The sequence below is a fragment of the Peribacillus huizhouensis genome, from assembly GCF_014138605.1.
GTDB classification, from domain to species: domain Bacteria; phylum Bacillota; class Bacilli; order Bacillales; family DSM-1321; genus Peribacillus; species Peribacillus huizhouensis.
Genome location: NZ_JACJHX010000005.1, coordinates 276,722 through 302,548, shown reverse-complemented (window position 1 = coordinate 302,548; position 25,827 = coordinate 276,722). Strand labels below are relative to the sequence as shown.

At 38.1% G+C, this 25,827-nt stretch carries 25 protein-coding genes; 9 read left to right on the top strand and 16 right to left on the bottom strand.

All coding sequences use genetic code 11. The features are described from left to right. Positions 1–18: 18 nt before the first annotated feature. On the bottom strand, positions 19–861 hold the full coding sequence (locus tag HNP81_RS10880; RefSeq protein ID WP_182502627.1) for a GNAT family N-acetyltransferase: 843 nt from the start codon (positions 859–861) through the stop codon (positions 19–21). Between the two features lie 52 nt (positions 862–913). After that, positions 914–1,078 carry a YvrJ family protein gene (locus HNP81_RS10875; RefSeq protein ID WP_246399310.1) on the bottom strand — a complete coding sequence of 55 codons (165 nt, stop codon included), beginning with the start codon at positions 1,076–1,078 and terminating at the stop codon, positions 914–916. A gap of 156 nt (positions 1,079–1,234) precedes the next feature. On the opposite strand from HNP81_RS10875, the gene HNP81_RS10870 reads away from it, so the two are divergent. After that, entirely contained in the window at positions 1,235–1,855 is a 621-nt protein-coding gene (locus HNP81_RS10870; protein ID WP_182502626.1) for a sigma-70 family RNA polymerase sigma factor, read from the top strand. Continuing rightward, on the top strand, positions 1,839–2,051 hold the full coding sequence (locus HNP81_RS10865; protein ID WP_028393749.1) for a hypothetical protein: 213 nt from the start codon (positions 1,839–1,841) through the stop codon (positions 2,049–2,051). The genes HNP81_RS10870 and HNP81_RS10865 overlap by 17 nt, the downstream gene beginning before the upstream one ends. Before the next feature lie 288 nt (positions 2,052–2,339). Here HNP81_RS10865 and HNP81_RS10860 read toward each other — a convergent pair whose 3' ends face one another. From HNP81_RS10860 to HNP81_RS10840, 5 genes are all read right to left on the bottom strand, one after another. Then, positions 2,340–3,593, bottom strand: coding sequence for a methyl-accepting chemotaxis protein (locus HNP81_RS10860; protein ID WP_182502625.1), 1,254 nt, complete (start codon positions 3,591–3,593; stop codon positions 2,340–2,342). A gap of 169 nt (positions 3,594–3,762) precedes the next feature. Then, a complete protein-coding gene (locus HNP81_RS10855; RefSeq protein WP_028393747.1) occupies positions 3,763–4,095 on the bottom strand; it encodes a hypothetical protein in 333 nt (110 codons plus the stop codon). A gap of 807 nt (positions 4,096–4,902) precedes the next feature. Beyond that, on the bottom strand, positions 4,903–6,357 hold the full coding sequence (gene katA, locus HNP81_RS10850) for a catalase KatA (RefSeq protein WP_182502624.1): 1,455 nt from the start codon (positions 6,355–6,357) through the stop codon (positions 4,903–4,905). 414 nt (positions 6,358–6,771) lie between these two features. Beyond that, on the bottom strand, positions 6,772–7,599 hold the full coding sequence (locus HNP81_RS10845; protein WP_512698952.1) for an undecaprenyl-diphosphate phosphatase: 828 nt from the start codon (positions 7,597–7,599) through the stop codon (positions 6,772–6,774). 213 nt (positions 7,600–7,812) lie between these two features. Continuing rightward, on the bottom strand, positions 7,813–8,016 hold the full coding sequence (locus HNP81_RS10840; RefSeq protein ID WP_028393744.1) for an alpha/beta-type small acid-soluble spore protein: 204 nt from the start codon (positions 8,014–8,016) through the stop codon (positions 7,813–7,815). A gap of 157 nt (positions 8,017–8,173) precedes the next feature. Between HNP81_RS10840 and HNP81_RS10835 the strand changes: the two genes are divergently transcribed. Both HNP81_RS10835 and HNP81_RS10830 read left to right on the top strand, forming a co-directional pair. Further along, on the top strand, positions 8,174–9,460 hold the full coding sequence (locus tag HNP81_RS10835; protein ID WP_182502622.1) for a glycoside hydrolase family 18 protein: 1,287 nt from the start codon (positions 8,174–8,176) through the stop codon (positions 9,458–9,460). A 357-nt stretch (positions 9,461–9,817) separates the two neighbouring features. After that, entirely contained in the window at positions 9,818–10,801 is a 984-nt protein-coding gene (locus HNP81_RS10830; RefSeq protein ID WP_182502621.1) for a potassium channel family protein, read from the top strand. Positions 10,802–10,888: 87 nt separating this feature from the next. On the opposite strand, the gene HNP81_RS10825 is transcribed toward HNP81_RS10830, so the two are convergent. The 3 genes from HNP81_RS10825 to yugI all read right to left on the bottom strand — a co-directional run bounded on the left by HNP81_RS10825 (position 10,889) and on the right by yugI (position 14,325). Next, positions 10,889–12,241 (bottom strand): glucose-6-phosphate isomerase, encoded by a 1,353-nt coding sequence (locus HNP81_RS10825; RefSeq protein WP_028393741.1) that lies wholly within the window; start codon positions 12,239–12,241, stop codon positions 10,889–10,891. Positions 12,242–12,429: 188 nt separating this feature from the next. Continuing rightward, on the bottom strand, positions 12,430–13,593 hold the full coding sequence (locus tag HNP81_RS10820; RefSeq protein ID WP_182502620.1) for an iron-containing alcohol dehydrogenase: 1,164 nt from the start codon (positions 13,591–13,593) through the stop codon (positions 12,430–12,432). Between the two features lie 324 nt (positions 13,594–13,917). Next, entirely contained in the window at positions 13,918–14,325 is a 408-nt protein-coding gene (gene yugI / locus HNP81_RS10815; protein ID WP_028393739.1) for a S1 domain-containing post-transcriptional regulator GSP13, read from the bottom strand. Positions 14,326–14,614: 289 nt separating this feature from the next. Here yugI and HNP81_RS10810 point away from each other — a divergent pair, with 289 nt between their 5' ends. Then, on the top strand, positions 14,615–15,958 hold the full coding sequence (locus tag HNP81_RS10810; RefSeq protein ID WP_028393738.1) for a sodium-dependent transporter: 1,344 nt from the start codon (positions 14,615–14,617) through the stop codon (positions 15,956–15,958). Positions 15,959–16,084: 126 nt separating this feature from the next. Here the strand turns inward: HNP81_RS10810 and HNP81_RS10805 are convergent, their stop codons facing one another. Beyond that, on the bottom strand, positions 16,085–17,251 hold the full coding sequence (locus HNP81_RS10805; RefSeq protein ID WP_028393737.1) for an aminotransferase: 1,167 nt from the start codon (positions 17,249–17,251) through the stop codon (positions 16,085–16,087). Beyond that, a complete protein-coding gene (locus HNP81_RS10800; protein WP_028393736.1) occupies positions 17,248–17,751 on the bottom strand; it encodes an Lrp/AsnC family transcriptional regulator in 504 nt (167 codons plus the stop codon). The genes HNP81_RS10805 and HNP81_RS10800 overlap by 4 nt, the downstream gene beginning before the upstream one ends. Positions 17,752–18,989: 1,238 nt before the next feature. Between HNP81_RS10800 and HNP81_RS10795 the strand changes: the two genes are divergently transcribed. After that, the gene (locus HNP81_RS10795) at positions 18,990–19,808 is read left to right on the top strand and encodes an alpha/beta fold hydrolase (RefSeq protein ID WP_182502619.1); all 819 of its coding nucleotides are present in this window, start codon (positions 18,990–18,992) and stop codon (positions 19,806–19,808) included. A gap of 452 nt (positions 19,809–20,260) precedes the next feature. Here HNP81_RS10795 and HNP81_RS10790 read toward each other — a convergent pair whose 3' ends face one another. Continuing rightward, a complete protein-coding gene (locus HNP81_RS10790; protein ID WP_182502618.1) occupies positions 20,261–20,521 on the bottom strand; it encodes a DUF1871 family protein in 261 nt (86 codons plus the stop codon). A gap of 293 nt (positions 20,522–20,814) precedes the next feature. On the opposite strand from HNP81_RS10790, the gene HNP81_RS10785 reads away from it, so the two are divergent. Beyond that, positions 20,815–21,984, top strand: coding sequence for a MalY/PatB family protein (locus HNP81_RS10785; protein ID WP_028393733.1), 1,170 nt, complete (start codon positions 20,815–20,817; stop codon positions 21,982–21,984). Between the two features lie 121 nt (positions 21,985–22,105). On the opposite strand, the gene HNP81_RS10780 is transcribed toward HNP81_RS10785, so the two are convergent. Both HNP81_RS10780 and HNP81_RS10775 read right to left on the bottom strand, forming a co-directional pair. Continuing rightward, a complete protein-coding gene (locus HNP81_RS10780) occupies positions 22,106–22,621 on the bottom strand; it encodes a superoxide dismutase family protein (RefSeq protein ID WP_182502617.1) in 516 nt (171 codons plus the stop codon). Positions 22,622–23,235: 614 nt separating this feature from the next. Further along, the gene (locus HNP81_RS10775) at positions 23,236–23,988 is read right to left on the bottom strand and encodes a TraR/DksA C4-type zinc finger protein (protein WP_182502616.1); all 753 of its coding nucleotides are present in this window, start codon (positions 23,986–23,988) and stop codon (positions 23,236–23,238) included. Positions 23,989–24,238: 250 nt separating this feature from the next. On the opposite strand from HNP81_RS10775, the gene HNP81_RS10770 reads away from it, so the two are divergent. Both HNP81_RS10770 and HNP81_RS10765 read left to right on the top strand, forming a co-directional pair. Beyond that, positions 24,239–24,649, top strand: coding sequence for an Rrf2 family transcriptional regulator (locus HNP81_RS10770; RefSeq protein ID WP_182502615.1), 411 nt, complete (start codon positions 24,239–24,241; stop codon positions 24,647–24,649). Between the two features lie 80 nt (positions 24,650–24,729). Continuing rightward, positions 24,730–25,368, top strand: a complete 639-nt coding sequence (locus HNP81_RS10765) for an NAD(P)-dependent oxidoreductase (protein ID WP_182502614.1) — start codon at positions 24,730–24,732, stop codon at positions 25,366–25,368. Positions 25,369–25,463: 95 nt separating this feature from the next. Here HNP81_RS10765 and HNP81_RS10760 read toward each other — a convergent pair whose 3' ends face one another. Continuing rightward, positions 25,464–25,688, bottom strand: coding sequence for a hypothetical protein (locus tag HNP81_RS10760; RefSeq protein ID WP_028393728.1), 225 nt, complete (start codon positions 25,686–25,688; stop codon positions 25,464–25,466). Positions 25,689–25,827: the final 139 nt, after the last annotated feature.

Genomic DNA, 25,827 nt, shown 5'->3' with positions numbered 1-25,827 from the left:
TACCACTAGCTTCCTGAGCTACAATAGATGTTGGGATATGGGGTCTGACCCCAGGTACACATAATAGTCCTGCTGGTGATAGCTTTTGAAACCGCAAGATTCATACAGTTTTAACGCTGCTGGATTCGTTGCCTCTACTTCAAGATAGATAGGATTTCCCTTCTTCTGCTGCTCAAGAATTACTTGCTTAAGTACCTTTCTACCAATCCCTTTTCCTTGAAAGGCAGGAGTAATGGCAAACCCATAAATCCAAGCTTCCCCATCACTTTCTTCAACACGAATTTTCCCAACAGCTTGTTCTTCATATACAATCACAAGTGTGTTCAGGCCTTCTTCCTTTAGAAGCTTATAATAAGAAGTTGCTTCATGTTGTAAAAAACCGAAACAATCGACATCTAATTGAATCTCCAAGTCTCTATCTTCTTCGTTAGATGGCCGAAGTGTAACGCCTTCATAATCCGTAAGCTCTGTTTCCTGCCATTGCATTTGGTATTCGGCCATGTCAAATCGGCAAGGCAAAGTAGCTAAAAACATCTTTGCGGACTCAGACTTTGCAGGGGCATTTAACAAGATCGCCCTAGGTTCCCGCTTTTTTGCTGTCTGAAGTGCTTTCTTTACTAGTTTTGTAAAAATCCCCTGTCTTCGATAGTGTGGATGAACCATGCCACATAATTCAATTTTGCCGCCAAAATCATAAATTGCCATATACCCCACTAGTTTGTTTCCTTCATAATAGAAGAAATCTTCCCCCGCTTTGCCTACTCGACTGCGTAAAGTATCCCAATTAAGTTTTAAAGAAAATGTTCCTTGTTCACATAGCTTTTGTAAATCCTCTATTTCTACTAATTGCTTCTCTTTCAAATAAATAATCCCCCTTAGAAAAGTACCCCATCATTACAATACCATATTTTCACTAATCGTTTTCATTTCTGTCGAAACGTTCAATCAAGCACTCTATTTCTTTCGTTAAGCCAGCCACTTTCCTTTCAAACTTCACAAGCAAATAAAGAGAAAATACAGCGGGAAATCCGAAATTACCTAATAAAGTCAACCACATAGAAATTACTTCAATATTCAACTTTATTCCCCCATTCTTTAACATATACCATAAAGTGATAGGAATGGAAAAAAGTAAATATAGCTCAATAGAATCATAGAAATAAGAACGAATGTTCGTTTATAATTGATAAAAGCAGAATCATTTCACTTTACTAGATAAGGGAGGGAAAACCAGATGAAGCAGATGACGAGCACCTACTTACCCAATTCATATGATCGATTGTTTCAACGACATCCAGATTTTTTTGAGCAACCCATCATGAAATATTTTCTACAAAGCCAAGAACATGTATCAATCTTTCATGCCACTCTAAAAAATCCAACGTCCCAAAATATGAACGATTTAAATGAAACCTTTCAACTTTATTATCATCGAGTAAAAGTTTATAAATATTTAATTTCGTTCATTCATACCTTTTCCATCGATTTTGATAAGCGGGAAAGACGACGCAAGAGGAAATACCTTACCATTTTGGACAAGCCAGCCGAACATGGCGCGCATACAAATATGATAGATACATTGGCCTATATGGAAGAAGAATTCGTAACTGTATTTCATACTGAACAACTTTCTTCTATCCTAACAGAGGAAAAATTAGTAAAAGCTATCGCTAAGCTTACTGAAAAACAACGACAAGTACTATCACTTATGTATTGCTCAGGATTATCAAATAAAGAAATTGCCACTTATTTTCATGAAACACCACAAAATATTTCTAATATCCATAAGCAAGCACTTAAAAAATTACGAAAATCCCAGGTAATTGGAGGAAAAAGAATTGCAGAAATTCTCTAAACAAGAATTAATGGAAATGGTAGATTCACTGAAACCAAAAATCAAGAAATCATTACAAAATGTTGCTTATGCAGACAGAGAAGACTTAGAGCAAGAATTGATGCTAAAAATTATTGAATCATATGAAAAAATCGCCGGACTTAATGCACCGAATTTCGAAGAATTCCTCAATTCCTATTTGAATAAGCAAAAATAATAGAAAAAATCCCCTTCAGATTACTGGGTTTAAAACATTTATCCCTGATTAACAGAGGGGGTATCTTTCAGATCATTATGTATCTAAAAAGTCATATCCAATAACATATAATGTACTGCTTGTGTACGATCTCCTACTTCAATAACTTCATGATACAAAGAAAAAGAGGCTATCCCATAACAAAAGGGTCAGACCCCGCAACGACTATATACAGATTATAGTTAGTACTTTCAACTATATACTGTGTATAGAGTGGCGAGGTCTGACCCTTTTGGGACACCCTCATTCTCATAGCTTAAATGTATAGATCATTTTCTGTAATTCCATCGCTTGGTTCTTTAAGTATTCAGCAAAGGCGCTAATTTCTTCTATTGATTCTGCTTGTTCTGCCGAATCTTTTAATACACGTTGAGTAGATGATGCGGATTTTGCTGCAACATTCGAGATCGAGTCCATTGACGATACAGCTATCCCCGTCCCTGCAGTCATTTGCTGGATTGCAGCAGAAACCTGCTCCACTTGTTCTGACACAAAATTAACGGATTCTTGAATCTTCAAGAACGAGTCTCCAGCACCACTCATCGCTTCAATTCCTTCACCAACTTCATGGTTCACAGCTTCCATTGTTTCCACTACTTCAATCGTTTCTTTTTGAATATGAGAAATGATTTCACTTATTTGTTTCGTCGCTTGTCCAGATTGTTCAGCCAGATTTCTCACTTCATCAGCAACAACCGCAAAGCCTTTTCCATGTTCTCCTGCTCTAGCTGCTTCAATAGCAGCATTCAAAGCAAGTAAATTCGTCTGTGCTGCGATTCCAGTTATAACATCTGAAATCTTGCCAATTTCATTCGAGCGCTCGCCTAAGCCTTTTACTGCTCGAGCTAATTCTGTAACATTTGAATGAATAGACTCCATTTGTTTACTAGCTACTTCAATTGTTACGGAACCCGTATCTGCTTTTTTCATAGTCTCTTCCATGCTTTCTGTCACTGTGACGGCATTGTGAGACACTTGAGATAAGCTAGCAGACATTTGATAAATCGTTGTAGAAGCTTGGTGCATTCCTTCTACCTGACTTTCTGCTCCTTTGGCAATGTCTTTCATTATATCTGAAATCTGAACCGTTGCTTTATTCGTTTGCTCTGATCCTTGTGCCAAATCCTCTGTATAGGCAGCCATACTTTTTGATGCCTCTTGGACTTTGGTAAGCACATTTCTCCAAGAATCCGTAGCGTTATTAATACTATCTGCCACCGAATGAAAAAGACCGACTTTGTTCGGATTAAGTCGATTTTGTATATCACCGTTGGCCAATTGCTCCAAATAATGATTAATGGAGCCAATCGGTACAACAATACGTTGAAAATTCATTAAGGAAGAAATAACCCCTACTACTCCACCAACAATCGTCAAACCGACAAGTGTCATCCAAAAGTTCATTCCATTTAAACTATTAAATTGACATACTGCTAATCCTATAAGAAACGAAGACGGGATAACGAAAAGACTTGTTCGAAATATATAAGTCAAACGACTCATTTAAAACTCCCCTTACATAAAGTAATGAATTTATATAAGGTAATCATACTATTATTAAGAAAAATTTACTAGGAAAAAACTACTAAATTCCTAACGATACTAGTTTTTCGATCAACTATTATTCGATTCTATATTTCGAACATATCTTTTCATAAAAAGTAACTCTCTGTTATTTCTTTCTACGAATCTCTGTAATCTGATTTCCATCACTTGTAACATACACTTTTTCGCCTATTTTATAATTGACGTTTATACTGCAATCCAATTCTAATATTTTTCCATTATCGAATTCCATCGCGCAATTATAGCCTTTTCCGTTTTTGGATACTTCGATTACTTTATCCGTTTTAAAACCGACAGCTTTTCCATCGGATGATTGTGGATAATACTTATCCATAATGGTTACATGCTCTACACGACTTATTTTATCACCAAATGAAACGTATACTAATATTGCCAATAAAATAAGTAAACTACTCAGAAGTACTGTCTTTTTTATCATAGAATGATATCCTCGCTTTAATAAATCTTTAATTCTATATGTATCCAAGTTTAACAGGATGTATGACACTTTACCCTATTTTTCCCCGAAAAAATCTAGAAACTATTGGTTAGAAATCAACAGCAAAATCTAGCTACACGTTGTCGTTTCGCATTATTAAGTAATCCCCCTATTGATATGTATCAGTTAAACTTATCGATATTTTATCAGATAGATATAGAAATAATAATTATAACGCTGTACCTCAATTAGCTGCTCTATTCATAAAAGCTATTTCAATAGCTTACGAAATTTTCTATAAAAAATGCAAAAAATACTATCTGGAAAATAGTAGAAGTGTTTGTTCAAAAAAGAGGTTAATAAAAGCGCCAAGCAGTTCGAGGAGCAATAGTTTATATCTGCTATAAGGTGAAACTTCAATCAAGGGAACTTTCTACCTCCCCTACTGATTGTTAGTCCCGTTCTAGTGTCGATAAATCGACACTACGAACCTGAACTATAAATCACTGACTAAGCGAGCTCCGTCCTTTAGTCTATCGTCTGTGTGAAAAGCCTTGCGGTGAGGGTTCTGCCCGTTAGCGAGATAAACTATTAAGTTGAGACTGAGTTTGGTACAGGACTTTTAACAACCTCTAAAATGAAAAAAAACGAGGATATCCCCTTACACGAAAAAGTCAGACCTCACATCTACTATATATCGTTTGTATGACGTGTACATGACACAATAAACGGTGTATAGAGCGTGAGGTCAAGACCCTTTTTTGTGGGGATGCCCTCGTCCATATAAGAGAATAAAGCGAGTAATTCTTACGCTTCTTGTGGCACGGCTAAACCAAGGCCTTCAGCAATACGAGTACCGTATTCTGGGTCAGCTTTGTAGAAATGGCTGATTTGACGCAGTTTAATTTCTTCTAATTCCACTGGTTCCATTGCTCCAACGATATTAGCAACTAAGCGAGTGCGTTCCTCTGGGCTTAATAAACGGTAAAGGTCACCAGCTTGTGTATAGTGATCATCGCTATTATAAGCAACTTGTGCAGCTTGTCCTGAAATGTCAAAAGGTGTAAGTCTCGCTTCTTGTGACTCAGTTGGACCACCAAAGCTGTTTGGCTCATAGTATACTGAACGTCCACCATTGTCATCTGCTCTCATAAAGCCATCGCGTTGATTGTTGTTCACTTCTGCTTTAGGACGGTTTACTGGCAATAAATTATGGTTAGCACCTACGCGATAACGGTGGGCATCTCCATATGCGAATAGACGTCCTTGAAGCATTTTATCTGGTGATGCTTCGACTCCAGGAACAAATGTACCAGGTGAGAAAGTTGCTTGCTCTACTTCAGCAAAATAGTTCTCAGGGTTACGGTTCAATTCCATGCGGCCAAGTTCGATTAACGGATAATCTTTTTGTGACCATACTTTCGTGACATCAAATGGATCGAAACGATATGTATCCGCATCCTCGATCGGCATAATTTGCACGTATAGTTTCCATGCAGGGAAATCACCCTTTTCAATTGCATTGAAAAGATCATCGATATAATAGTCTGGGTTTTCACCAGCAATTTTTGCAGCAAGATCGACATCAAGGTTTTTGACACCTTGTTCTGTTCTAAAGTGATATTTCACCCAAACAGCTTGTCCATCAGCATTTACCCATTTGAATGTATGGCTTCCGTAACCGTGTGTATGTCTCCAAGTTGCTGGAATACCACGATCCGACATCAAAATGGTAACTTGGTGAAGAGACTCAGGCGAATGAGACCAGAAATCCCAAACAGCTGTAGGATTTTTCAAGTGTGTTCTTGGGTCTCTTTTTTGAGTATGGATGAAGTCAGGGAATTTAATCGCATCGCGGATAAAGAATACTGGGGTATTGTTCCCAACGATGTCATAGTTTCCTTCTTCTGTATAAAACTTAACAGCAAATCCACGAGGATCACGAACTGTATCAGAAGAACCAAGCTCCCCTGCTACTGAAGAGAAACGGATAAACATATCTGTTTCTTTTCCAACACCATTGAATAGTTTAGCTTTTGTATATTTTGATAGATCGTTTGTTACTGTAAAAGTTCCGAATGCACCGCCACCTTTGGCATGAACAACACGTTCAGGTACACGTTCACGGTTAAAGTGAGCTAGTTTCTCAAGTAAATGTACATCTTGAATTAACACTGGACCACGCTGACCAGCAGTGATCGAGTTCTGGTTATCTCCAACTGGAGCTCCCCAACTAGTTGTTAGGTTTTTCTGGTTTGTCATTTTGAATCACCTCTTAATTTATTTTGTATACTTATAATAATAATACTTATTATAAAAAAATCAATCCTTTTTTATAATAATTGTAATGTAGTATTATTTATTTAAGTTTAAATATTCCGAATAATTTCTTACAATATACACACAAAAATTTAATAAATTTTTACAAAAGAAAGCAATTACACATAAATTTATTAAATTACTCATATAAGTGTGTTAGTGCTCCCCTATATTGTAATTGTTCTTACGATATCACACCAATAAAAAGACTTAAAAATTAGATAATTCTAATTATTGTTAAAGTTTATTATTACAAAAAAACTCCCGCCTCATTTTAAAAGAGATGGGAGTTCATTATTCATGTACTTTTTTCTAAATTCCCCTCTAAGAATCGAAGGTAATAAAGATACGAATGTATTACAAATAAATAAATAAAATGATGGCAGCTAATACAATTCGATAAATCGCAAATGGTGTTAACTTAATTTTTTCAATTAATTTTAAGAAGAAACGGATACAGATTAGAGCAAATATAAAGGCACTGATGAAGCCTACGACGAAAAATGGCAACACATCTAGCGTGAAGTAGCTCCAATACTTTACAACCTTTAATAAACTGGCACCAGCCATAATCGGAATTGCCATAATGAAAGTAAAATCCGCTGATGCTCGATAGCTTAGCCCAAGCAGAACGCCTCCAGATATCGTTGAACCTGAACGTGAAAAACCGGGCCAAAGTGACAAGCATTGAATTAAACCGACCCCTAAAGCTTGCTTATAAGTAATTTCATCTACGGTTGCCGTTTGAATTCTAGGCTTGATCTTATCGGCAGCAATCATTAAGAACGCACCGATAAGTAAACCAATTGCCACTGTTTTAACAGAGAATAAGTGCTCGTCTATATAATCTTCAAATAAAACGCCTAAAATACCAGCCGGAACTAAACCGACAAAAATTTTCAGAAGACTAAGCCTTTCTCCGCTCGGTCTATCCACAGTTTTCATTTTCCGAAGACCTAATAAATCCAAAATACGATCCCAAAAAATAACAGCCACTGCTAAAATGCTACCTAGTTGAATGACAACTTTAAACGCGTTCGCTATTTCATTTCCAAATAACTCATTCGATTTAAACAACAAATCATCGACGATAATCATATGCCCTGTAGAAGAAACTGGAGCAAACTCTGTTAACCCCTCAACAAGCCCAAGAACAATCGCCACAAAAATTTCCCACATATTAATTTCTTCCACCTCATTTATTACGGCTTCTATTCACAAAATAGATTGTACCCCCCGCTAAAGATAATGTCTAATTATTTTGTTGTTTTTAATCTAATTATAATAAAGTGAAATTTCAATTAATTAGAAGGTTCTCTTCATCCCCACCTGTTTAACAGGAATAAAAAACAAAAGGAAGGGGACTAAAATCCCCTTCCTTATTCCATTTGTATTTAATTATTTGCTGTAACCGCCTAATTGCTGTTCAGCCATTTGCACTAAACGTTTTGTAATTTCACCACCTACAGATCCGTTTGCACGTGATGTAGTTTCGGCTCCTAAATTCACACCAAATTCACTAGCAATTTCATACTTCATTTGTTCTAGTGCTTGTTCAGCTCCAGGTACAACTAAGTTATTGCTGTTATTGTTATTTGCCATGTTTATCACCTCCTGTTATTAATTATTTGTAAATTTTATTTTTATATGAATGGAAATTTGCGGAAACGATTTGCATCATGAAATGGTTTATTTATCATAAACTTTTTACAACGGATATATTTCATATTCCGCCCATCTTTTTTAGGAGGTTATGCACTTGCAAATTCATGTTGTACAGCGAAATCAAACACTCACGAGCATCGCTCAAGCATATAGTGTGCCTGCTAACCGCTTAAGTGAAGCCAATCAATTACAAAATCCAGACCAGCTTGTCGTAGGGCAGGCCCTTGTTATTCCCATAGTAGGCAGTTATTACTTCGTTCAAACAGGAGATAGTTTATCATCTATTTCACAAAAGGTAGGTATTCCTGTTCAAGAACTCGTACGGATTAACCAACTATCTGCCAATCAATCTCTCCCTGTCGGCTTTCGATTATATATTCCGGCAAAACCCAAAAGAACAGCTGAATTTAATGGGTATGTGGAACCGCGGGGAACGACAGTTAGCCCTAATTTGATCAGCAGCGCTCGAGAAACTGCACCATTCTTAACCTACTTAGCTCCATTTAGCTTTCAGGCCCTTCGCAATGGTTCATTGAAAGAGCCACTTCTTGATGACTTCCCAGCCATCGCCCGAAACAATCGAAATGTATTAATGATGGTAATTACGAATCAAGAGAATGACCAATTCAATGATGAACTTGCGAGGATACTTTTAAATGATATGGCCATTCAAAATACCTTTCTAAACACAATTGTCACAACAGCAAAAAAATATGGTTTTAAAGATATTCATTTTGATTTTGAGTTCATTAGACCAGCAGACCGAGAAGCTTATAATCGTTTTTTAAGAAAAGCAAAAGCGCGTTTTCAACAAGAAGGCTGGTTAATGTCAACAGCTCTTGCACCGAAGACGAGCGCGGACCAAAAAGGTCTTTGGTACGAAGGGCATGATTATAAAGCTCATGGAGAAATTGTTGATTTTGTTGTTATTATGACCTATGAGTGGGGCTATAGTGGTGGACCTGCGCGAGCCGTTTCACCTATTGGGCCAGTCCGAGACGTTCTTGAGTATGCCATTACAGAGATGCCAGCATCGAAAATTCTCATGGGCCAAAACTTATATGGCTACGACTGGACACTCCCTTTCGTTCAGGGGACAATTGCAAAAGCCGTCAGTCCTCAACAAGCCATACAATTAGCTTTAGAGCATTCAGTAGAAATTCAATATAATTATGAAGAGCAGGCACCTTTTTTCACATACAGAGATAGCGAAAACAAAAACCATGAAGTCTGGTTTGAAGACGCTCGTTCCATTCAAGCAAAATTTGATTTATTAAAAGAACTGAAGCTTCGTGGAATGAGTTATTGGAAGCTTGGGCTCGCTTTTCCACAAAATTGGCTGCTAATCAGCGATAACTTTAATGTACGAAAACGAGGATAAAGGTACATTGCGTTCTCCCATAAGGATCTAATCTCCTAACCACAGCTTTCGGTCTTTACTTATAGTTCCTATAAAGAGAAACTTCCGTGATGTGCCTTGTATATAGTTGTCAAAAAGGTCTGCTTTTATTCATGATGACCTTCATCCTGACTCATAATCATTATTACCTTTAAGAAAGTTACTCTAAAACTAAGGTTCGACTGGGATTGTTCTTTTACATTCAAGAAAATTTAGGGAATTAGTATTTATAAATAACTAATTATTTAATGCCTAAAATTAATTAAGTGCCTTGTTATGAAGATCATCTCCCATTGTCCATACTGTTTATAGATAACAGTATGGACAGGGGGTGACTCAATGATTCGATTAAGGAAATTTGATGGAAGTTTTTCAAGGTGGCCGAATCTCTTCCGTCTGCTTGGTGTAATAGCTATTTTTCTCTTTTCATTCGGAATGCTGATTCATTTCACTGAACCTAAAACATTCCCTACTCTTTATGATGGAATTTGGTGGGCAATCGTGACAATGGCTACTGTTGGCTATGGAGATTATGCGCCAACTAGCGACTTTGGCAGAGCAATTGGGATATTGCTCATCTTATCTGGCGCAGGTCTTGTTTCTTCTTATTTCGCTTCTGTTTCCGCCATTGCTGCCACTTCAGAACAAACTTATCGCCAAGGGAAGAAGAAATTTAATGGGACAGATCACGTGATCATTGTTGGCTGGAATGAACGCTCACGTAGCATTATTGAAGAGCTGCACGAAAGAAAACAACGCTTACAAATTGTATTAATCGATGATTCATTAACAGAACATCCTCTACCATTGACTAATATCCATTTCATACAAGGTAAAGCTACCGCTGACTCTGTTTTGCTTCGAGCAAATATCGAACAAGCTGATCGTGTCTTAATTACCGCAGATTTAAGACAAAATGAATTTCAAACAGACATGTTTTCTATTTTGACATTATTGGCCATCAAAGGGTTAAACAAAGATCTATTTTGTTTAGTGGAAATTTTAACAGTCGATCAACTTGAAAATGCTTTGCGGGCCGGAGCTGATGGGCTAATCGAGACGAATCGCTTCGCTAGTGATTATATGCTCAAAAAATTAATGGGGGAATTGGACGTTACTGAGTTGTTAGATGATTCGACAGTTTCTTTAGGCTCACTTGCTTTAAAAAATGGATGGGAACAGCTTACATACAAAGAATTAACCATTTTACTGCTTGAAGAACATATTATCGTGGTTGGAATCATACGCAAAGGAAAGAACTTACTACCTCCCCCCCTTGAAACTAAAGTATTTTCCGACGACATCCTACTAGTCATGCGCTAAATTTGGGAAATACTCTGGGAAATGGGGTCTGACCACTAAAGATATTACTAAAAAGCACAGTCGGTCGACTGTGCTTTTTAGTCAATCTTATTGTTGAAGTCGTTTTTCAAGTTCCGCTTTCTTTTCTTCGAAGCCTGGTTTTCCTAGTAGAGCAAACATGTTGACTTTGTATGCTTCTACCCCTGGTTGATCAAATGGGTTAACGCCTAATAGATAGCCGCTTACCGCACAAGCCTTTTCAAAGAAATAGACAAGGTATCCAAATGTGTATGCATCCATTTTAGGGATGTTTACAATTAAGTTCGGTACGTTTCCGTCTGTATGTGCAAGCAATGTACCTTCAAACGCTTTGTTATTTACGAAATCCACAGTTTCACCTGCAAGATAATTTAAACCGTCAAGATCATTATCTTCTGCTTCAATTGTCAATTCATGGCGTGCTTCCCCAACCTTGATGACCGTTTCAAACAAGTCACGACGCCCTTCTTGTACATATTGTCCCATTGAATGTAAATCAGTTGAGAAGTTTGCAGAAGCTGGGAAAATTCCTTTTTGATCTTTTCCTTCACTTTCACCAAACAACTGTTTCCACCACTCTGAGAAATATTGAAGTCCTGGTTCAAAATTGATCAGCATTTCAATTGTTTTACCTTTGTTATACAGAACATTACGAACTGCCGCATATTGATATGCAGCATTATCCGTTAATTCTGGAGAGCTGAAGTCTGTGCGGGCACTAGCTGCACCTTTCATCATTTCTTCAATGTCTGCACCACTAACCGCAATTGGCAACAAGCCAACAGCTGTCAATACAGAATAACGTCCACCAACATCATCTGGAATGACAAATGTTTCGTAACCTTCTTCATTGGCAACAGTTTTTAAAGCACCTCTCGCTTTATCAGTTGTTGCAAAAATACGTGAAGTTGCTTCTTCTTTTCCATATTTTTCAATCAATAACTTACGGAAAATACGGAAAGCAAGAGCAGGCTCTGTCGTCGTACCAGATTTTGAAATCACATTGATTGAGAAATCCTTATCCTCAAGCAAGTCCATAACATCTTTCATGTAAGTAGAAGAAATATTATTGCCGACAAAGATAATTTGTGGTGTTTTACGTTGTTCTTTAGAAAGCGCATTATAAAAACTGTGTTGCAGCATTTCAAGTGCAGCACGTGCACCCAAATAAGAACCTCCGATTCCGATAACAAGCAAGACATCAGAATCCGATTTAATTTTATTTGCTGCTTTTTGAATACGAGCAAATTCCTCTTTGTCATAATCAACAGGAAGGTCAATCCAGCCTAAAAAGTCATTTCCCGCTCCTGTTTTTTCGTGCAAGGAATTGTGTGCCGCTTTTACTGCATCTTGTAAATATGTAATTTCATGTTCGCCAAAAAAAGACAATGCTTTTGAATAATCAAAACGTACATGTGTCATTATCGTTCCTCCATCTCTTTAGATTACTCTTTCACTTTAACGAAAGCTTCCCTGATAATCAAGACTTCGGCTCAGTGAAAGCGTACCCATATAAAATTTTATCTGAATGTTTTTACAAATACCTGCAACCTAATAAATTATCAAGTATGAAACTGATAGACTAGGCCATTTATTCAAGTAAAAAGCACTTATAGAGAGGCTTTCAAAATTGCTAATACATCATCACGATTTAAAGATTTAAACGTACCAAATTCACCATATACCATTGATTTATCTGCCATTGTTTCAATTTCAGAATCATCAATATTATAATCTGCAAGTCTTGTAGGTGCCCCAATGCTTGACCAGAATTCACGAAGCTTCTCAATTCCTAAAAGAGCAGTTTCTTCATCTGTCTTGCCTTCTGGATCTACGTTGAATACTCGGACAGCAAATTGTTTAAAACGACTAACATCTTCATGTAGAACATGCTTCATCCAGTTCGGAAATAGAATCGCAAGCCCTCCTGCATGTGGAATGTCATAAACAGCTGAGACGCTGTGCTCAATATTATGAGATGCCCAGTCCCCTCGGTACCCAACTCCTAAAGAGCCATTTAACGCAATCGTACCACAATATAAAATCGTTGCTCGATGCTCATAGTTTTCTAAATCCTCTAAAAGCTTCGGAGCTGTTTCCATTACAGTAATGAGCAGTGATTCGCAAAAACGGTCCTGCAAAGGTGCATTTGCTGCTGGATGAAAATATTGTTCAAACACATGCGACATCATGTCAACGATTCCATAGACAGTCTGATCTTTTGGTACTGTGAAAGTATTCTCTGGATCTAGAATTGAAAATTGCGGATACGTGACTGGACTTCCCCAGCCATATTTCTCTTTTGTTTCCCAATTCGTAATGACCGAGCCAGCATTCATTTCAGAACCGGTCGCAGCAAGTGTAAGCACAGTTCCAAAAGGTAGAGCTGCTTCGACTGGTGATTTTTTCGTCACCAAATCCCATGCATCTCCATCATACTTCGCACCAGCTGCAATCGCCTTCGTACAATCAATTACACTGCCGCCGCCAACAGCAAGGATAAAGTCAATCTTATGTTCCTTACATATATCTACACCTTTACGAACAGTCGAAATACGCGGATTTGGTTCCACACCAGCTAGTTCAAACGTCTCTACATCGATTTCATTTAGGGTTGCCATTACTTTTTCATATAAGCCATTCTTCTTAATACTGCCCCCACCATAAACAATGAGTACCTTTTTACCGAATGATGGTATTTCCTTCTTTAACTGAGCAAGCTGATTTTTTCCAAAAATAAGCTTAGTCGGATTTTTATATATAAAATTCTCCACACTTTTCCCTCCTTTTTCTACTCTTATTATCTACAAGAACTCTGATAATTACAAAAGATTGGTTTAGAACCTTTTACTGATCAGATGATACTATCAACAAATCTGCGACCTATTCAACACAACGCACAATTTAAAGGGGCAAAATGTAAGATAAATTATGTATCGTTTCTAAGCAAGGCTCTGTTAAACTTGGCTATTGATGAAACGAACGGAGTACGCTTTCCGCTCCAATCAACACAGTACCAAAATCAACAACGAGCTTTAACATAGCCAAAGCAAAAAATAAAGCCGGTTGATCCAAACGGACCACCAGCTTACTCGTCATTATTTCTTGATTAAATCTTCGCGTTTAGATTGTTCAATCCACTCTTGAAGTTTATCTTTCAATGTGTTGAAGCCTTCAGAAGAATCAGTGTTAGTTGAAGTTTTAACAGCTGCTTGACGCTTTTTAGGGGCTTTATTAGCAGGAGCTTCTGTACGTTCAGGAGCCTCTTCAGTAGCACGGATGGAAAGACCGATTTTCCCTTTAGCTTCGTCAATTGAAAGAACTTTCACTTGAACCTCATCGCCAACCTTTAAATGGTCATTGATATCTTTAACATATCCATGAGTAATTTCAGAGATATGAACTAAACCTTGTGTAGATTCATCTAAAGCAACAAAAGCACCATAAGGTTGAATACCAGTAACTTTACCAGCAACAACTGCTCCAATTTCGTAATTAGTAGACATTGTAACACTCCTATTTTTAAGTAAATTTTTTCTCTTTACATGCAATAAAAAATTATATCATAGATTTTAAAAATAATCAAAGGTAACAAACTTCATTTTCAAAAAAGCGAATCTTATTTTAAAGTTTCCTCTTTTGTACTACCTTTAACCATATTATCAAAGGGGAATTGTTGGAAATAGACTATCTTTTAAAAAAAGTCTACACATTTCGACAATAAAATAGTACGATAATAAAATTAATCGCTTTATGTATTTTGACGATAATAAATGCAAAAGGAGTTATATATCTATGTCAAAACCAGAACAATGGACATCTAAGATTGGGTTTATCCTTGCAGCTGCTGGTTCTGCAATTGGCTTAGGTGCCATTTGGAAGTTCCCCTACATGACTGGAACAAATGGAGGCGGCATGTTCTTCTTGCTCTTCATCCTATTCACTTTATTAATTGGAGCACCCATCTTAATCGCCGAATTTATTATCGGCCGGCATTCCCAAAAAGATGCAGTACGTGCCTACAAATCCATCGCTCCAGGTAAAGCATGGGTACTAGTTGGATATGGCGGCGTTGTCGCTTCTTTTATCCTGCTTTCATTTTATAGTGTTGTTGGCGGCTGGATTCTTTCTTACATTAGCCGAAGCATAACAGGTTCCCTTTCAGGGTTATCTCAAAATGAATACGGACAGTTGTTCGAAACAATTATTAGTAATCCTTATGAAACAGTACTGGCACAATTTGTCTTTATGATATTAACGATTGTTGTCGTAAAGGGCGGAGTTCAAAACGGCATCGAAAAAGCAAATAAAATTATGATGCCTGCACTTTTCATTCTCTTTCTTGTGTTGCTGGTTCGTTCATTGACACTTAAAGGAGCCTATGCTGGTGTTGAATTTCTTTTAAAGCCTGATTTTTCTATTTTAACAGGACAAACGGTTTTATTGGCGTTAGGACAAGCCTTTTTCCTACTTAGTGTCGGGATTTCTGTCATGGTAACATACGCATCTTATTTAGGGAAACAGGAAGATATAACAAAGTCAGCATTATCGGTTGTTGGTTTGAATATTTTCATATGTCTTCTTGCTGGACTTGTTATTTTCCCAGCCGTATTTGCACTTGGATTTGATCCTGCGAGCGGACCTGGACTCGTCTTTGTCGTCCTTCCTGCTGTATTTAATGAAATGGCTCTCAGCAGTTTATTCATGCTGATATTCTTCATCCTGCTTGCATTTGCGACCTTTACTTCAGCTTTCTCGATTCTTGAAATTATTGTCGCAGCTATGTCAAAAAATGATCCAACAAAGCGAAAAAAATCTACTTGGATTGCTGGTATTTTAGTATTTATCGTAGGCATTCCAAGCGCGCTTTCCTTCGGTGTACTTTCTGATGTTACGATATTCGACAAATCAATATTCGATTTAGCAGACTATCTTGTAAGTAATATTGCTCTTCCCGTCGGTGCACTGTTCATTTCACTATTTATTGGGTATCAAATGAAACGAATAAATGTCCAAAATGAACTAGAGCTTGGTTCTACCATTTCATCTAAAGTATTTAAGATTTGGTATTTTATCATCCGCTACATCGCACCAATTGGAATTATACTTGTTCTACTGAGTTCGCTTGGTATTATTTAAAAAAATAGGATCTCCTAAAAAAGGGGGACTCGCTTTCCATCAACGTTTATCGTGTTACTTAACAACATGTACACGGTTGATAGAAATGGCAGGTCTACACTTTTACTTTTAGGAGATCCTATCTTTTTATTTATACTTTTCAACAAACCGGCTCATCCGCTTGATTGCTTCTTGAAGCTGCTCTAGAGAGGATGCATAGGAACATCGGATATGTCCTTCTCCACTTTCACCAAACACATTACCTGGAACTACAGCAACCTTTTCTTCAAATAAAAGCTTTTCAGCAAACTCTTGTGAAGACAATCCAGTTCTCTCAATAGATGGAAATGCGTAAAATGCACCGCCTGGAATATGACAATCTAGTCCAATTTCATTGAACGATTTCACAATATAATTTCGACGCTGACGATAGCTTTTTCTCATTTCTTCTACATCATTCATACCATTACGCAGTGCTTCTAAAGCTGCATATTGAGCTACTGTCGATGCACACATCATTGTGTATTGATGGATCTTCAACATCGCTTCTGTAATATCTTTTGGTGCACAAACAAATCCAAGACGCCAACCTGTCATAGCAAACCCTTTGGAAAAACCATTAATTAATATAGTACGGTCCATCATACCATCTATAGCTGCCACTGAAGTAAAGTCATCATCATAAGCAAGTTCAGCATAAATTTCATCTGAAATGACCACTAAGTTATGCTTTTGAATAACTTTTGCAATTTCAATTAATTCTTCTTTCCTAAGTTGGGTTCCTGTCGGATTATTAGGCGAACACATGATAATTGCTTTTGTATTTGGCGTAATGGCTTCTTCAAGCTCAGCAGCTGTAAGCTTAAACTCGTTTTCCCGAACGGTCTGAATTGTTTTCGCAACACCTCCCGCCAATGTTACAAGCGGGCTGTAAGCAACAAAGCAAGGCTCAACAACCAAAACTTCTTCACCGGGATTTAAAATCGCTCTAAGTGCAATATCAATCGCTTGGCTCCCACCGACCGTCACAATAATTTGTGAATCTGGTTGATACGAGACAGCAAATCTTTTTTTCATATATGAAGCGATTTCTTGCCGAAGTTCTATCAATCCAGCATTTGCCGTATAAGATGTACGACCTTCTTCCAACGATAAGATTGCAGCTTCCCTTACATTCCATGACGTCACAAAATCCGGCTCGCCTACACCAAGTGAAACAACGCCTTCCATATTAACAGCCAAATCAAAAAAGCGACGAATTCCTGATGGTTTAAGATCAGCAATTGTTTTCGATACAAAGCTTGTCTGGATCATGGTGACACCACGATTCTTTTGTCTTCCTCATTAATTGGCTCAAAAATTGTTCCATCATGTTTATATTTTTTCAAAATAAAGTGAGTGGTCGTAGAAATAACCGAATCCAAAGTAGATAGTTTGTCCGATACAAACTGAGCCACTTCATTCATTGACTGTCCTTTCACAACAACAGACAAGTCATATGCACCAGACATTAAATAAACCGATTCCACTTCATTAAAACGGTAAATTCTTTGTGCCACTTCATTAAATCCAACGCCACGTTTTGGCGTTACCTTTACATCAATCATAGCCGTTAAACCGTGATATGTGTCTACCTTCGCCCAGTTGATGATTGTCGCATAACGAACGATAACATTCATATCTTCAAGCTTCTGTACAGTATCCGCAATTTCTGATTCTTCTGCGTCCACCATTTTCGCTAAGTCATTAAAATCAATACGGCTGTTTTGTTCAATAATTTGTAGTATTTCCAATTCCTTTTCCGTTAAATGCATAGTACAGCCTCCTTTAGTCTCATTCGAGAACTATGTATAAAGATAAAGTGAATATTCAATCAGTGGGGGCTTCCCCCGTTGATTGTTCGTTGAACCAATCGGACCTTAACGGGCAGTTGCCCCCACCTGTCTACTTTGTTCCTCTGCTTGAGGAAGGGCTCACTGCCCGTTAAGGCGAGATAAAGATTCTGTTATAGCAGAATTCTTTAATTATTATAGCAAATTGGGGTAGAATTTGTTATATAAAGTGAAACTTCCATCAGGGGGTGCTGTTCCCCACTGATGGTTAGTCCCGTTCTACTCTCGCTAAGATCTTCGCTTTCGCTTCGATCAATCGACAGTACGAACCCGATTGGTTCAACTATACCTTTGAAAACCACAAAGGTAAGTTTCACTGTATCTCACCAATCGGGGTTTTACAGGCTGTTCTTCACTACCTTGTTATGTTAAAGCATAGATTTTACAGCCTGTTAAACCGGGATAAAGTGAAACTTCCATCAGGGGGTGCTGTTCCCCACTGATGGTTAGTCCCGTTCTACTGTCGCTAAGATCTTCGCTTTCGCTTCGATCAATCGACAGTACGAACCCGATTGGTTCAACTATACCTTTGAAAACCACAAAGGTAAGTTTCACTGTATCTCACCAATCGGGGTTTTACAGGTTGTTTTTCACTATCTTGCTATGTTAAAGCATAGATTTTACAGCCTGTTAAACCGGGATAAAGTGAAACTTCCATCAGGGGGTACTGTTCCCCACTGATGGTTAGTTGAACCAATCGGGGTTTTACAGGCTGTTCTTCACTACCTTTCTATGTTAAAGCATAGATTTTACAGCCTGTTAAACCGGGATAAAGTGAAACTTCCATCAGGGGGTACTGTTCCCCACTGATGGTTAGTCCCGTTCTACTCTCGCTAAGATCTTCGCTTTCGCTTCGATCAATCGACAGTACGAACCCGATTGGTTCAACTATACCTTTGAAAACCACAAAGGTAAGTTTCACTGTATCTCACCAATCGGGGTTTTACAGGCTGTTCTTTACTACCTTGCTATGTTAAAGCATAGATTTTACAGCCTGTTAAACCGGGATAAAGTGAAACTTCCATCAGGGGGTCTACCTTCCTTCCAAATATCGGTTAATTCAGTTTGATATCGCTAAACCTAATGCACATCATAGATAGAATAAGGTCTTACAAAGTATAGACAAATTTAAAAAAATTTAACAAAGAGAGATGAGCTCCATGATAGATCTAACAGTAGAGACAAAATCCGAAATCGAGCTGTATTGTGAATGTATAAGATATGATGCGGATGCTCCAACACTCGTGTTGCTGCATGGTTTTTTATCCTCATCCTTCAGCTTCCGTAAGCTCACTCCTTTTTTCAAAGGAGACTACAATATACTCGCTATTGATTATCCACCCTTTGGAAAAAGTGAAAAGTCTTCTTCCTATACGTATTCTTATCATAATGTAGCCTGTTCCGTTATCAATTTTTTAGAAACGAGAAACCTAAAAAAGGTTATCTTGATTGGTCATTCTATGGGCGGCCAACTTTGTTTGCAAATTTGTAAACGAAGACCTGATCTTGTCGAAAAAGCTGTGCTACTGTCAGGTTCTAGCTACTTAGCTCCGATGAGACCCTCTGTAAGAACAGCGACTTATCTTCCTTTTTTCCCACTTCTTATACGTTGGTATCTCGGAAAGTCGGGAATCGAAAAAAATCTACACAATGTTGTGTATGACAAGAAGATGATTGATGATGAAATGAGAAACGGTTATTTAGAACCTTTTCTACAAAAAGGAATGTTTCAAGCGCTCGGAAGAATGGCACGACATTTTGAGGGAGATTTGTCTGAAGATGATTTACAAGTTATTAACACTGATTGTTTATTAATTTGGGGTGAACATGACCAAGTTGTACCGCTCTCAATCGGAAAAAGGCTGCAGAAAGATCTGCCTCACGCACAGCTTATCATCCTAAAAGAAGCAGGACATTTGATTCCTGAAGAAAAGCCAGAAGAAGTGTACAACTACATCCATGATTTTTTAAGTAAATAATACGTAGTTAAACAACGAAAGAGTCAGACCCCACATCTACTATATTTCGTTTATATGCCACAAAAAGTGAAACTTCCATCAGGGGGTTCTTCACCCCCACTGATTGTTAGTCCAGTTCTACTGTCGCAAGATCTTCACTTTCGCTACGATCAATCGACAGTACGAACTAGGGTTCATTGAATCACAGACTAAGTATGCCGCGTTGTGCGGTAATGTCTGTGTGACCCACATCCTGCGAAGTCCGACAAGCACAAGATGGAATACGGCTTAGCGTAGTTTGCTACAGAGTATTACAGCTTATGATCTTAAGTAGGGCTAGGAGACGCAACTAGATTAAGCAGTTATCCCAACCTACGCTTCCTTGATTCTTGAGGTGGGAGGTATTGCCCTTTATAGCCGGATAAACAGTGTACAGAATGTGTGGTCAAACTCTTTTCGGACAGGTTCATGTATTATAGCGTACAGCTTTCATTTCCTTTAATGTTACATAGCTGTTCAGCTATGTTCAAGCAATCGTCAAAAGCGAGCTGTTGTTCAAATGAAAATTCATAAATCCCCTGAATTTTCCCAGCAAGCTCTGAAGCGGTCTCGATATCTCTGATTGCTAGAAGCACATCCGCAATTTCAGTTTCGTAAAAATCCTCGCCTTCCTGAAATGGATCCCAGCTTCTGAGCACTTCTGCCATCGCCATATTTACTTGTTGCGTATTCATCCAATTATCACCTACTTTAAAATGGTTTACACATGTTATTATAGTATCATAAAGTGAAACTTCAATCTGTGGGGATTTCTTCACCCATTGATTGTTAGTCAGACAAGCATAAGATGGAATACATCGTGGCGTAGTTTGCCAAAAAGTATTACAGCTTAGACTTTAAATAGGGCTAGGAATCGTAAATAGATTGGGCATTAATCCCCAACCATACTTCTTCGATTCCCCTAATCTTGAGGTTGGGGCTTACTGCCTGTTATTGCGGGATAATTTAAATTTTAGAGGTGGATTTGATGAAGCAATCAATTTTCGATGAAGTGATTGATAGACAAAATACAAGTTCAGAAAAATGGGATGCATTGTCAAGAGTTTACGGGACAAGCGACGCGCTGCCAATGTGGGTAGCCGATATGGATTTCCCCAGTCCCAAAGAAGTTCAAGAGGCATTATATGCTCGAATTAGTCATCCTGTGTTCGGATACACATTTCCTTCAAACGCGATAGGAAGCGCAATCCAGAATTGGTTGAAAAACCGCCATGATTGGCAAATTGAGAGTGAGTGGATTGGTTATAGCGCCGGGGTTGTTTCTGGAATCGGAACCGCCATTAGCGCTTTTACAAATCCTGGTGATCAAATATTAATTCAAAGCCCTGTTTACAAGCCTTTTTTTGATATGATTGAACATCTTGATCGTAAGGTAGTCAATAGTCCTTTATTAATCAAAAACGCAAGATTTGAAATTGATTTTATCGACTTTGAAGAAAAATTAATATCCGGAGTCAAGCTATTCCTGCTTTGTAGCCCACATAATCCAGGTGGACGAGTTTGGTCAAAAGAAGAACTAATAAAAATCGGGGAACTTTGTGAGCAATACGACGTCCTAATCGTCAGTGATGAAATTCATGCGGACTTAGCTCTGTCACATAGCAAACACATTCCCATCGCTTCTCTAAGCAACAGTATAGCTAATCGCACCATTACCTTAATGGCTCCAAGTAAAACATTTAATATCGCTGGGCTACAGGCTTCACTTCTCCTTGCCAGCAATCCGGAACACAAGAAACAAATTGAAAAAATTCAAATGAAAAATGCCTTTCATGGGATCAATCTGCTTGGCTTAACCGCAATGGAAGCAGCCTATAAATTTGGCGAACCATGGTTAAATGAATTACTTCCTTATATTGAGGAAAATATTCAAGTTGCCGAATCTTTCATCGCAAAAGAATTACCAATTCTTAACGTTATGAATCCTGATGCTTCTTTCTTAATTTGGATTGATTGTCGCAGTCTAGGCTGGACGGATGAAAAACTACAAGACACATTACTAAATAAAGGAAAGCTCGCTCTTGAACCTGGATTGAAATACGGTCAAGGTGGGGAAGGTTTTGTGAGAATGAACGTTGGATGCCCACGTTCAGTCCTTCTAGAAGGACTGGAAAGATTGAAACGGGCATTGACTTAACTAGTTTAGATTTCTGACATCCTTATTAAAAAGAGCAGACACCAACAATCATATTGGCATCTGCTCTTTCGCATAATATCCCAGATTTGACGCATAAAAAAACTAATCTCTATGACATGCTTCATTTTTTAATAATCCCACAAGCAACTCGATCACCAGCATTCCCCGCTGGCTGACTCATGCCGTCGTCTGGTGACGCATGAATGATGATAGATGTTTTGTCTTTAGTAAGGAGAGTATTTTTCCCGTCTTTAAGCGTGGCGTTTGGAGCATCCAATTTCACTTTCGTCTTTCCATCATCTTTGACAATTAAATTTGGTAGATCTCCCGCATGTGCCCCTTTCGGATAAAGCAAACCATGTTCTTTTTTATCTGGGTTAAAATGATCACCAGCTGAAATAAAGTCAGGAGCCTTACATGAACCTTTGTTATGGATATGAATGGCATGTACACCAGGCTCCAGTCCCTTTAAATCAATATCAAGCGAAACACCTTTAGACTGCTCCTGAACAGTAATTTTCCCCAGTGAGTCCCCGTCTGCATTTCGCATCGTTACGTCAATTTTCTTTGGACTTTCCGTTGCACAACCAACTAGCATAAGCAACATAATCATAACACTCAATCTTGTTTTCAACATACTACCTCCCGTCCATGCTGTAATACCCCCATTTATGGAAGTTTCACTCTATCCCATCTATTTTTTCCTAAAGTGAAAAAGGTATACTAAAAAATTGTTTCCCAATATTGAATGATTAAATCCCTTTTTAAGAATGATTTTAGACTACAACAGATATGTGAAAAGACCGAGCCATCGGAGAAATTTTCCGACTTAAAAATGATTATAAATTAGGCTGTTTTCACATACTTTGTTGCTTTTCAATCATTTTTACACTAATAACCCGGGTTGATTTCCGTTGCAGGTACTCGCTTTCCGCGGGCGGTCTCAGAAGCCTCCTCAGTGCTTTGCACTTGCGGGGTCTCCCTCAACACGCTTTTCCCGCAGGAGTCTCGCACCTTCCACTACAATCAACATCTGTCCGAATTGGTTTCTTGCTAAAACAACAATCTTTACGAAAAGAGCCATAAATTAAGACTTTGAGCTAGATGGAACACTTTGCCCTTTCGTGCCTGAATCAATTTTTGCGCGCGAGATTAAACACTTTGCGTGCCTGAAATGAGATTTACGCGTGGTAGTGATTTCTTTAAAGGAATTAAGCGCAAAAGCACAATGGCTTTTACGCTTATAGGAAATCAGTCTTCTTCTACGTAAGGTTCATGTTCATACTGCGGCAGGTCACCGAATGTAGTCATAATCCCTTCCTCATCTAAAGCATCCTCATATTTCTCATGTTGTGAGTTCGGATACACCGTAATATTCTTACCGTCTATATCAACACCAACAAAGTTCTCATAATCTTCCACATAGCCGATATTTTCTTCTGATTCTACATACATATCCTCATAATCATCAGGAGGATAGGCAAAGTCAGATGGCGATTCTGAAGTCCCAAAACTAGCTACCTCCTGCCAAGTATCTTCCGCATCATAAATGACCGATTCATTCTGATCATCATTATCGAATTTCCCAAACGGAGGCGATATTACCTCTTCCTCAATAGGTCGATTTTGGGAAGTGTTCTGGGAAGGTGAGTGCACCTTACAAAATGTTGTCGTCGGAATCGCTTGCAATCGTTCAAGCGGAATCTCCACTTGACATACTTCACACTTCCCATACGTCCCCGCTTCCATCGCTTGTATCGCATGATTGATTTCATCTACATATTGGCGTGCGTGTTCATAAAGCGCGATATCTTTTTCTCTCTCATATAATTCTGTACCTTCATCACCTGGATGGTTATCAAAACTTGATAATTCTCCTGTTGAATCATGAGCAAAGCTTCTAAGCAATCCTAAGTTACCATTATCGCTTAATTTTTCTTCTAGCTCCTGTTTAGACTGCTGTAATTGCTGTTTCAATTGGTTTAATTGTTCTTTTGAAGGCATATACTCCATCCTTTCTCGGTTAGACCAAATGGATTTCCTTCTTGTAGTATTTCCTAAGTATCACTCTTCACTAACGGAAGTTTCTTCCCATAAAAAAAGGGCATGCCTTATTTAGAGTGAGTAAGTTATGTTCAGTGTAAAAAATAGAAGTCCCAAAAATGGGTAACTTATATGTAGCGGAACTCTAGCTAAATTTAATTTGACAATCAAATTAATTGTAACTATAATGGTTACATAGGTGGTGAGTGCGATGATTAACAGCCGCTTTGCTGTTGCCATTCATATTCTTTCCCTTGTTGCATCTGGTCCGCGAGAAAAGGTTACTTCAGAATATATTGCTGGCAGTGTGAATACCAATCCAGTTGTCATTCGCAGGATCACAGGAATGCTAAAAAAAGCAGGGCTTCTTCAATCGCAAGTCGGAACACCAGGGGCTGTCTTGACCCGAGATCCAGGAGAGATTTCACTTTTAGACATTTACCTAGCCGTTCAAGAAAAAGAAGTTTTATTTTCGATGCACGAAAATCCAAATCCACAATGTCCTGTCGGTAAAAACATCCAATCTGCTTTAGAAGATACGTTTCATACAGCACAGACTGCAATGGAAAAGGAACTGGCAAGCAAATCGTTACAAGATATCAGAACGAGGATGACCCTTTGATTTAGAGTCAGCCTCTTCTTCACCCCTAAGATGTAACAAAAGTAGTTACAAATAGACAATTACTAGGAGGTATAATAATTATGAAAATAGGTGTAATTGGAGCAACAGGAAAAGCGGGAAGCCGCATTACAAAGGAAGCTTTAGAAAGAAATCATGAAGTAACGGCCATTGTTCGCGACGCTGCAAAACTTCAAGTAGAAGGAGTCGCTATTTTAGAAAAAGATGTTTTCGATTTAACGACTGCTGATCTAAAAGATTTTGACGTTGTAGTCAACGCTTTTGGTGCACCATTTGGAGAGGAGCATTTACATGTTGATGCTGGAAATGTTCTTATCGAAGCATTAAAAGGAGCACCAAATACAAAATTATTCGTAGTCGGCGGGGCTGGTAGCTTGTTTGTTGATCCAGATAAAAAAGTCCGTGTGATTGATACCCCTGACTTCCCAGATATGTTTAAGGCTACTGCAGCGAATCAAGGAAAAAATCTTGAAATCCTGCAAGGAACGGATTCCATTACTTGGACATTCCTAAGTCCTTCCGCATTATTTGCAGTCGGCAAAAGAACAGGATCTTATCAAGCAGGTAAAGATCACTTGCTCACAAACTCAAAAGGAAATAGCTATGTAAGCTACGAAGACTACGCTATCGCTGTGCTTGATGAACTTGATAATCCTAAACATGTAAACGAACGATTCACTGTCGTTTCTGAAGAAGCATAAGAAAAAGGATGTTCTAAAAGCAAAGAGCCAGATCTCGTAACTACAAGTGCGAGGTCTGGCTCTTTTTAGGAGATCCTTTGATTATTTATTCTGCTTTAATGCAACGAGTTTTTCTTTAAATGTTGATTTCTACGGGTTACTTCTTCTTCTAAATTCTTCGTTTTTAGCTCTTCTTTCCGTGATTTTTTGATGATCCACCTCATCGTAAAAACACAAGCAATCATGAAAATGGTAAACGAAATGGCAGCGGGGAAATATTCTGACTTATCTTCTGGAAAATAGAGAAACAAGCCAAGTACAGTAGGTAAAAGAACGTTCATTGATTACATCCTTTCTAAAAATACCAATTCTTGTATCATAATTATAACAACTACTTTTCCATTTCGCGACTTAAATTGAATAGAGTTATAAGAAGGCTTCAGTTAGAACTTAAAAACGCATAATACGTGTCAAAATCGA

Excerpts from the sequence above, each read along its gene's own strand:
- HNP81_RS10840 (WP_028393744.1), bottom strand. The coding sequence starts at position 8,016 with ATGGCAAATAACAATAACAGCAATAACTTAGTTGTACCTGGAGCTGAA.
- HNP81_RS10870 (WP_182502626.1), top strand. The coding sequence starts at position 1,235 with ATGAAGCAGATGACGAGCACCTACTTACCCAATTCATATGATCGATTG.
- HNP81_RS10860 (WP_182502625.1), bottom strand. The coding sequence starts at position 3,593 with ATGAGTCGTTTGACTTATATATTTCGAACAAGTCTTTTCGTTATCCCG.
- HNP81_RS10765 (WP_182502614.1), top strand. The coding sequence starts at position 24,730 with ATGAAAATAGGTGTAATTGGAGCAACAGGAAAAGCGGGAAGCCGCATT.
- HNP81_RS10795 (WP_182502619.1), top strand. The coding sequence starts at position 18,990 with ATGATAGATCTAACAGTAGAGACAAAATCCGAAATCGAGCTGTATTGT.
- HNP81_RS10780 (WP_182502617.1), bottom strand. The coding sequence starts at position 22,621 with ATGTTGAAAACAAGATTGAGTGTTATGATTATGTTGCTTATGCTAGTT.
- HNP81_RS10830 (WP_182502621.1), top strand. The coding sequence starts at position 9,818 with ATGATTCGATTAAGGAAATTTGATGGAAGTTTTTCAAGGTGGCCGAAT.
- HNP81_RS10805 (WP_028393737.1), bottom strand. The coding sequence starts at position 17,251 with ATGATCCAGACAAGCTTTGTATCGAAAACAATTGCTGATCTTAAACCA.
- HNP81_RS10855 (WP_028393747.1), bottom strand. The coding sequence starts at position 4,095 with ATGATAAAAAAGACAGTACTTCTGAGTAGTTTACTTATTTTATTGGCA.
- yugI (WP_028393739.1), bottom strand. The coding sequence starts at position 14,325 with ATGTCTACTAATTACGAAATTGGAGCAGTTGTTGCTGGTAAAGTTACT.
- HNP81_RS10790 (WP_182502618.1), bottom strand. The coding sequence starts at position 20,521 with ATGAATACGCAACAAGTAAATATGGCGATGGCAGAAGTGCTCAGAAGC.
- HNP81_RS10785 (WP_028393733.1), top strand. The coding sequence starts at position 20,815 with ATGAAGCAATCAATTTTCGATGAAGTGATTGATAGACAAAATACAAGT.
- HNP81_RS10800 (WP_028393736.1), bottom strand. The coding sequence starts at position 17,751 with ATGCATTTAACGGAAAAGGAATTGGAAATACTACAAATTATTGAACAA.
- HNP81_RS10770 (WP_182502615.1), top strand. The coding sequence starts at position 24,239 with ATGATTAACAGCCGCTTTGCTGTTGCCATTCATATTCTTTCCCTTGTT.
- HNP81_RS10775 (WP_182502616.1), bottom strand. The coding sequence starts at position 23,988 with ATGCCTTCAAAAGAACAATTAAACCAATTGAAACAGCAATTACAGCAG.
- HNP81_RS10760 (WP_028393728.1), bottom strand. The coding sequence starts at position 25,688 with ATGAACGTTCTTTTACCTACTGTACTTGGCTTGTTTCTCTATTTTCCA.
- HNP81_RS10810 (WP_028393738.1), top strand. The coding sequence starts at position 14,615 with ATGTCAAAACCAGAACAATGGACATCTAAGATTGGGTTTATCCTTGCA.
- HNP81_RS10825 (WP_028393741.1), bottom strand. The coding sequence starts at position 12,241 with ATGACACATGTACGTTTTGATTATTCAAAAGCATTGTCTTTTTTTGGC.
- katA (WP_182502624.1), bottom strand. The coding sequence starts at position 6,357 with ATGACAAACCAGAAAAACCTAACAACTAGTTGGGGAGCTCCAGTTGGA.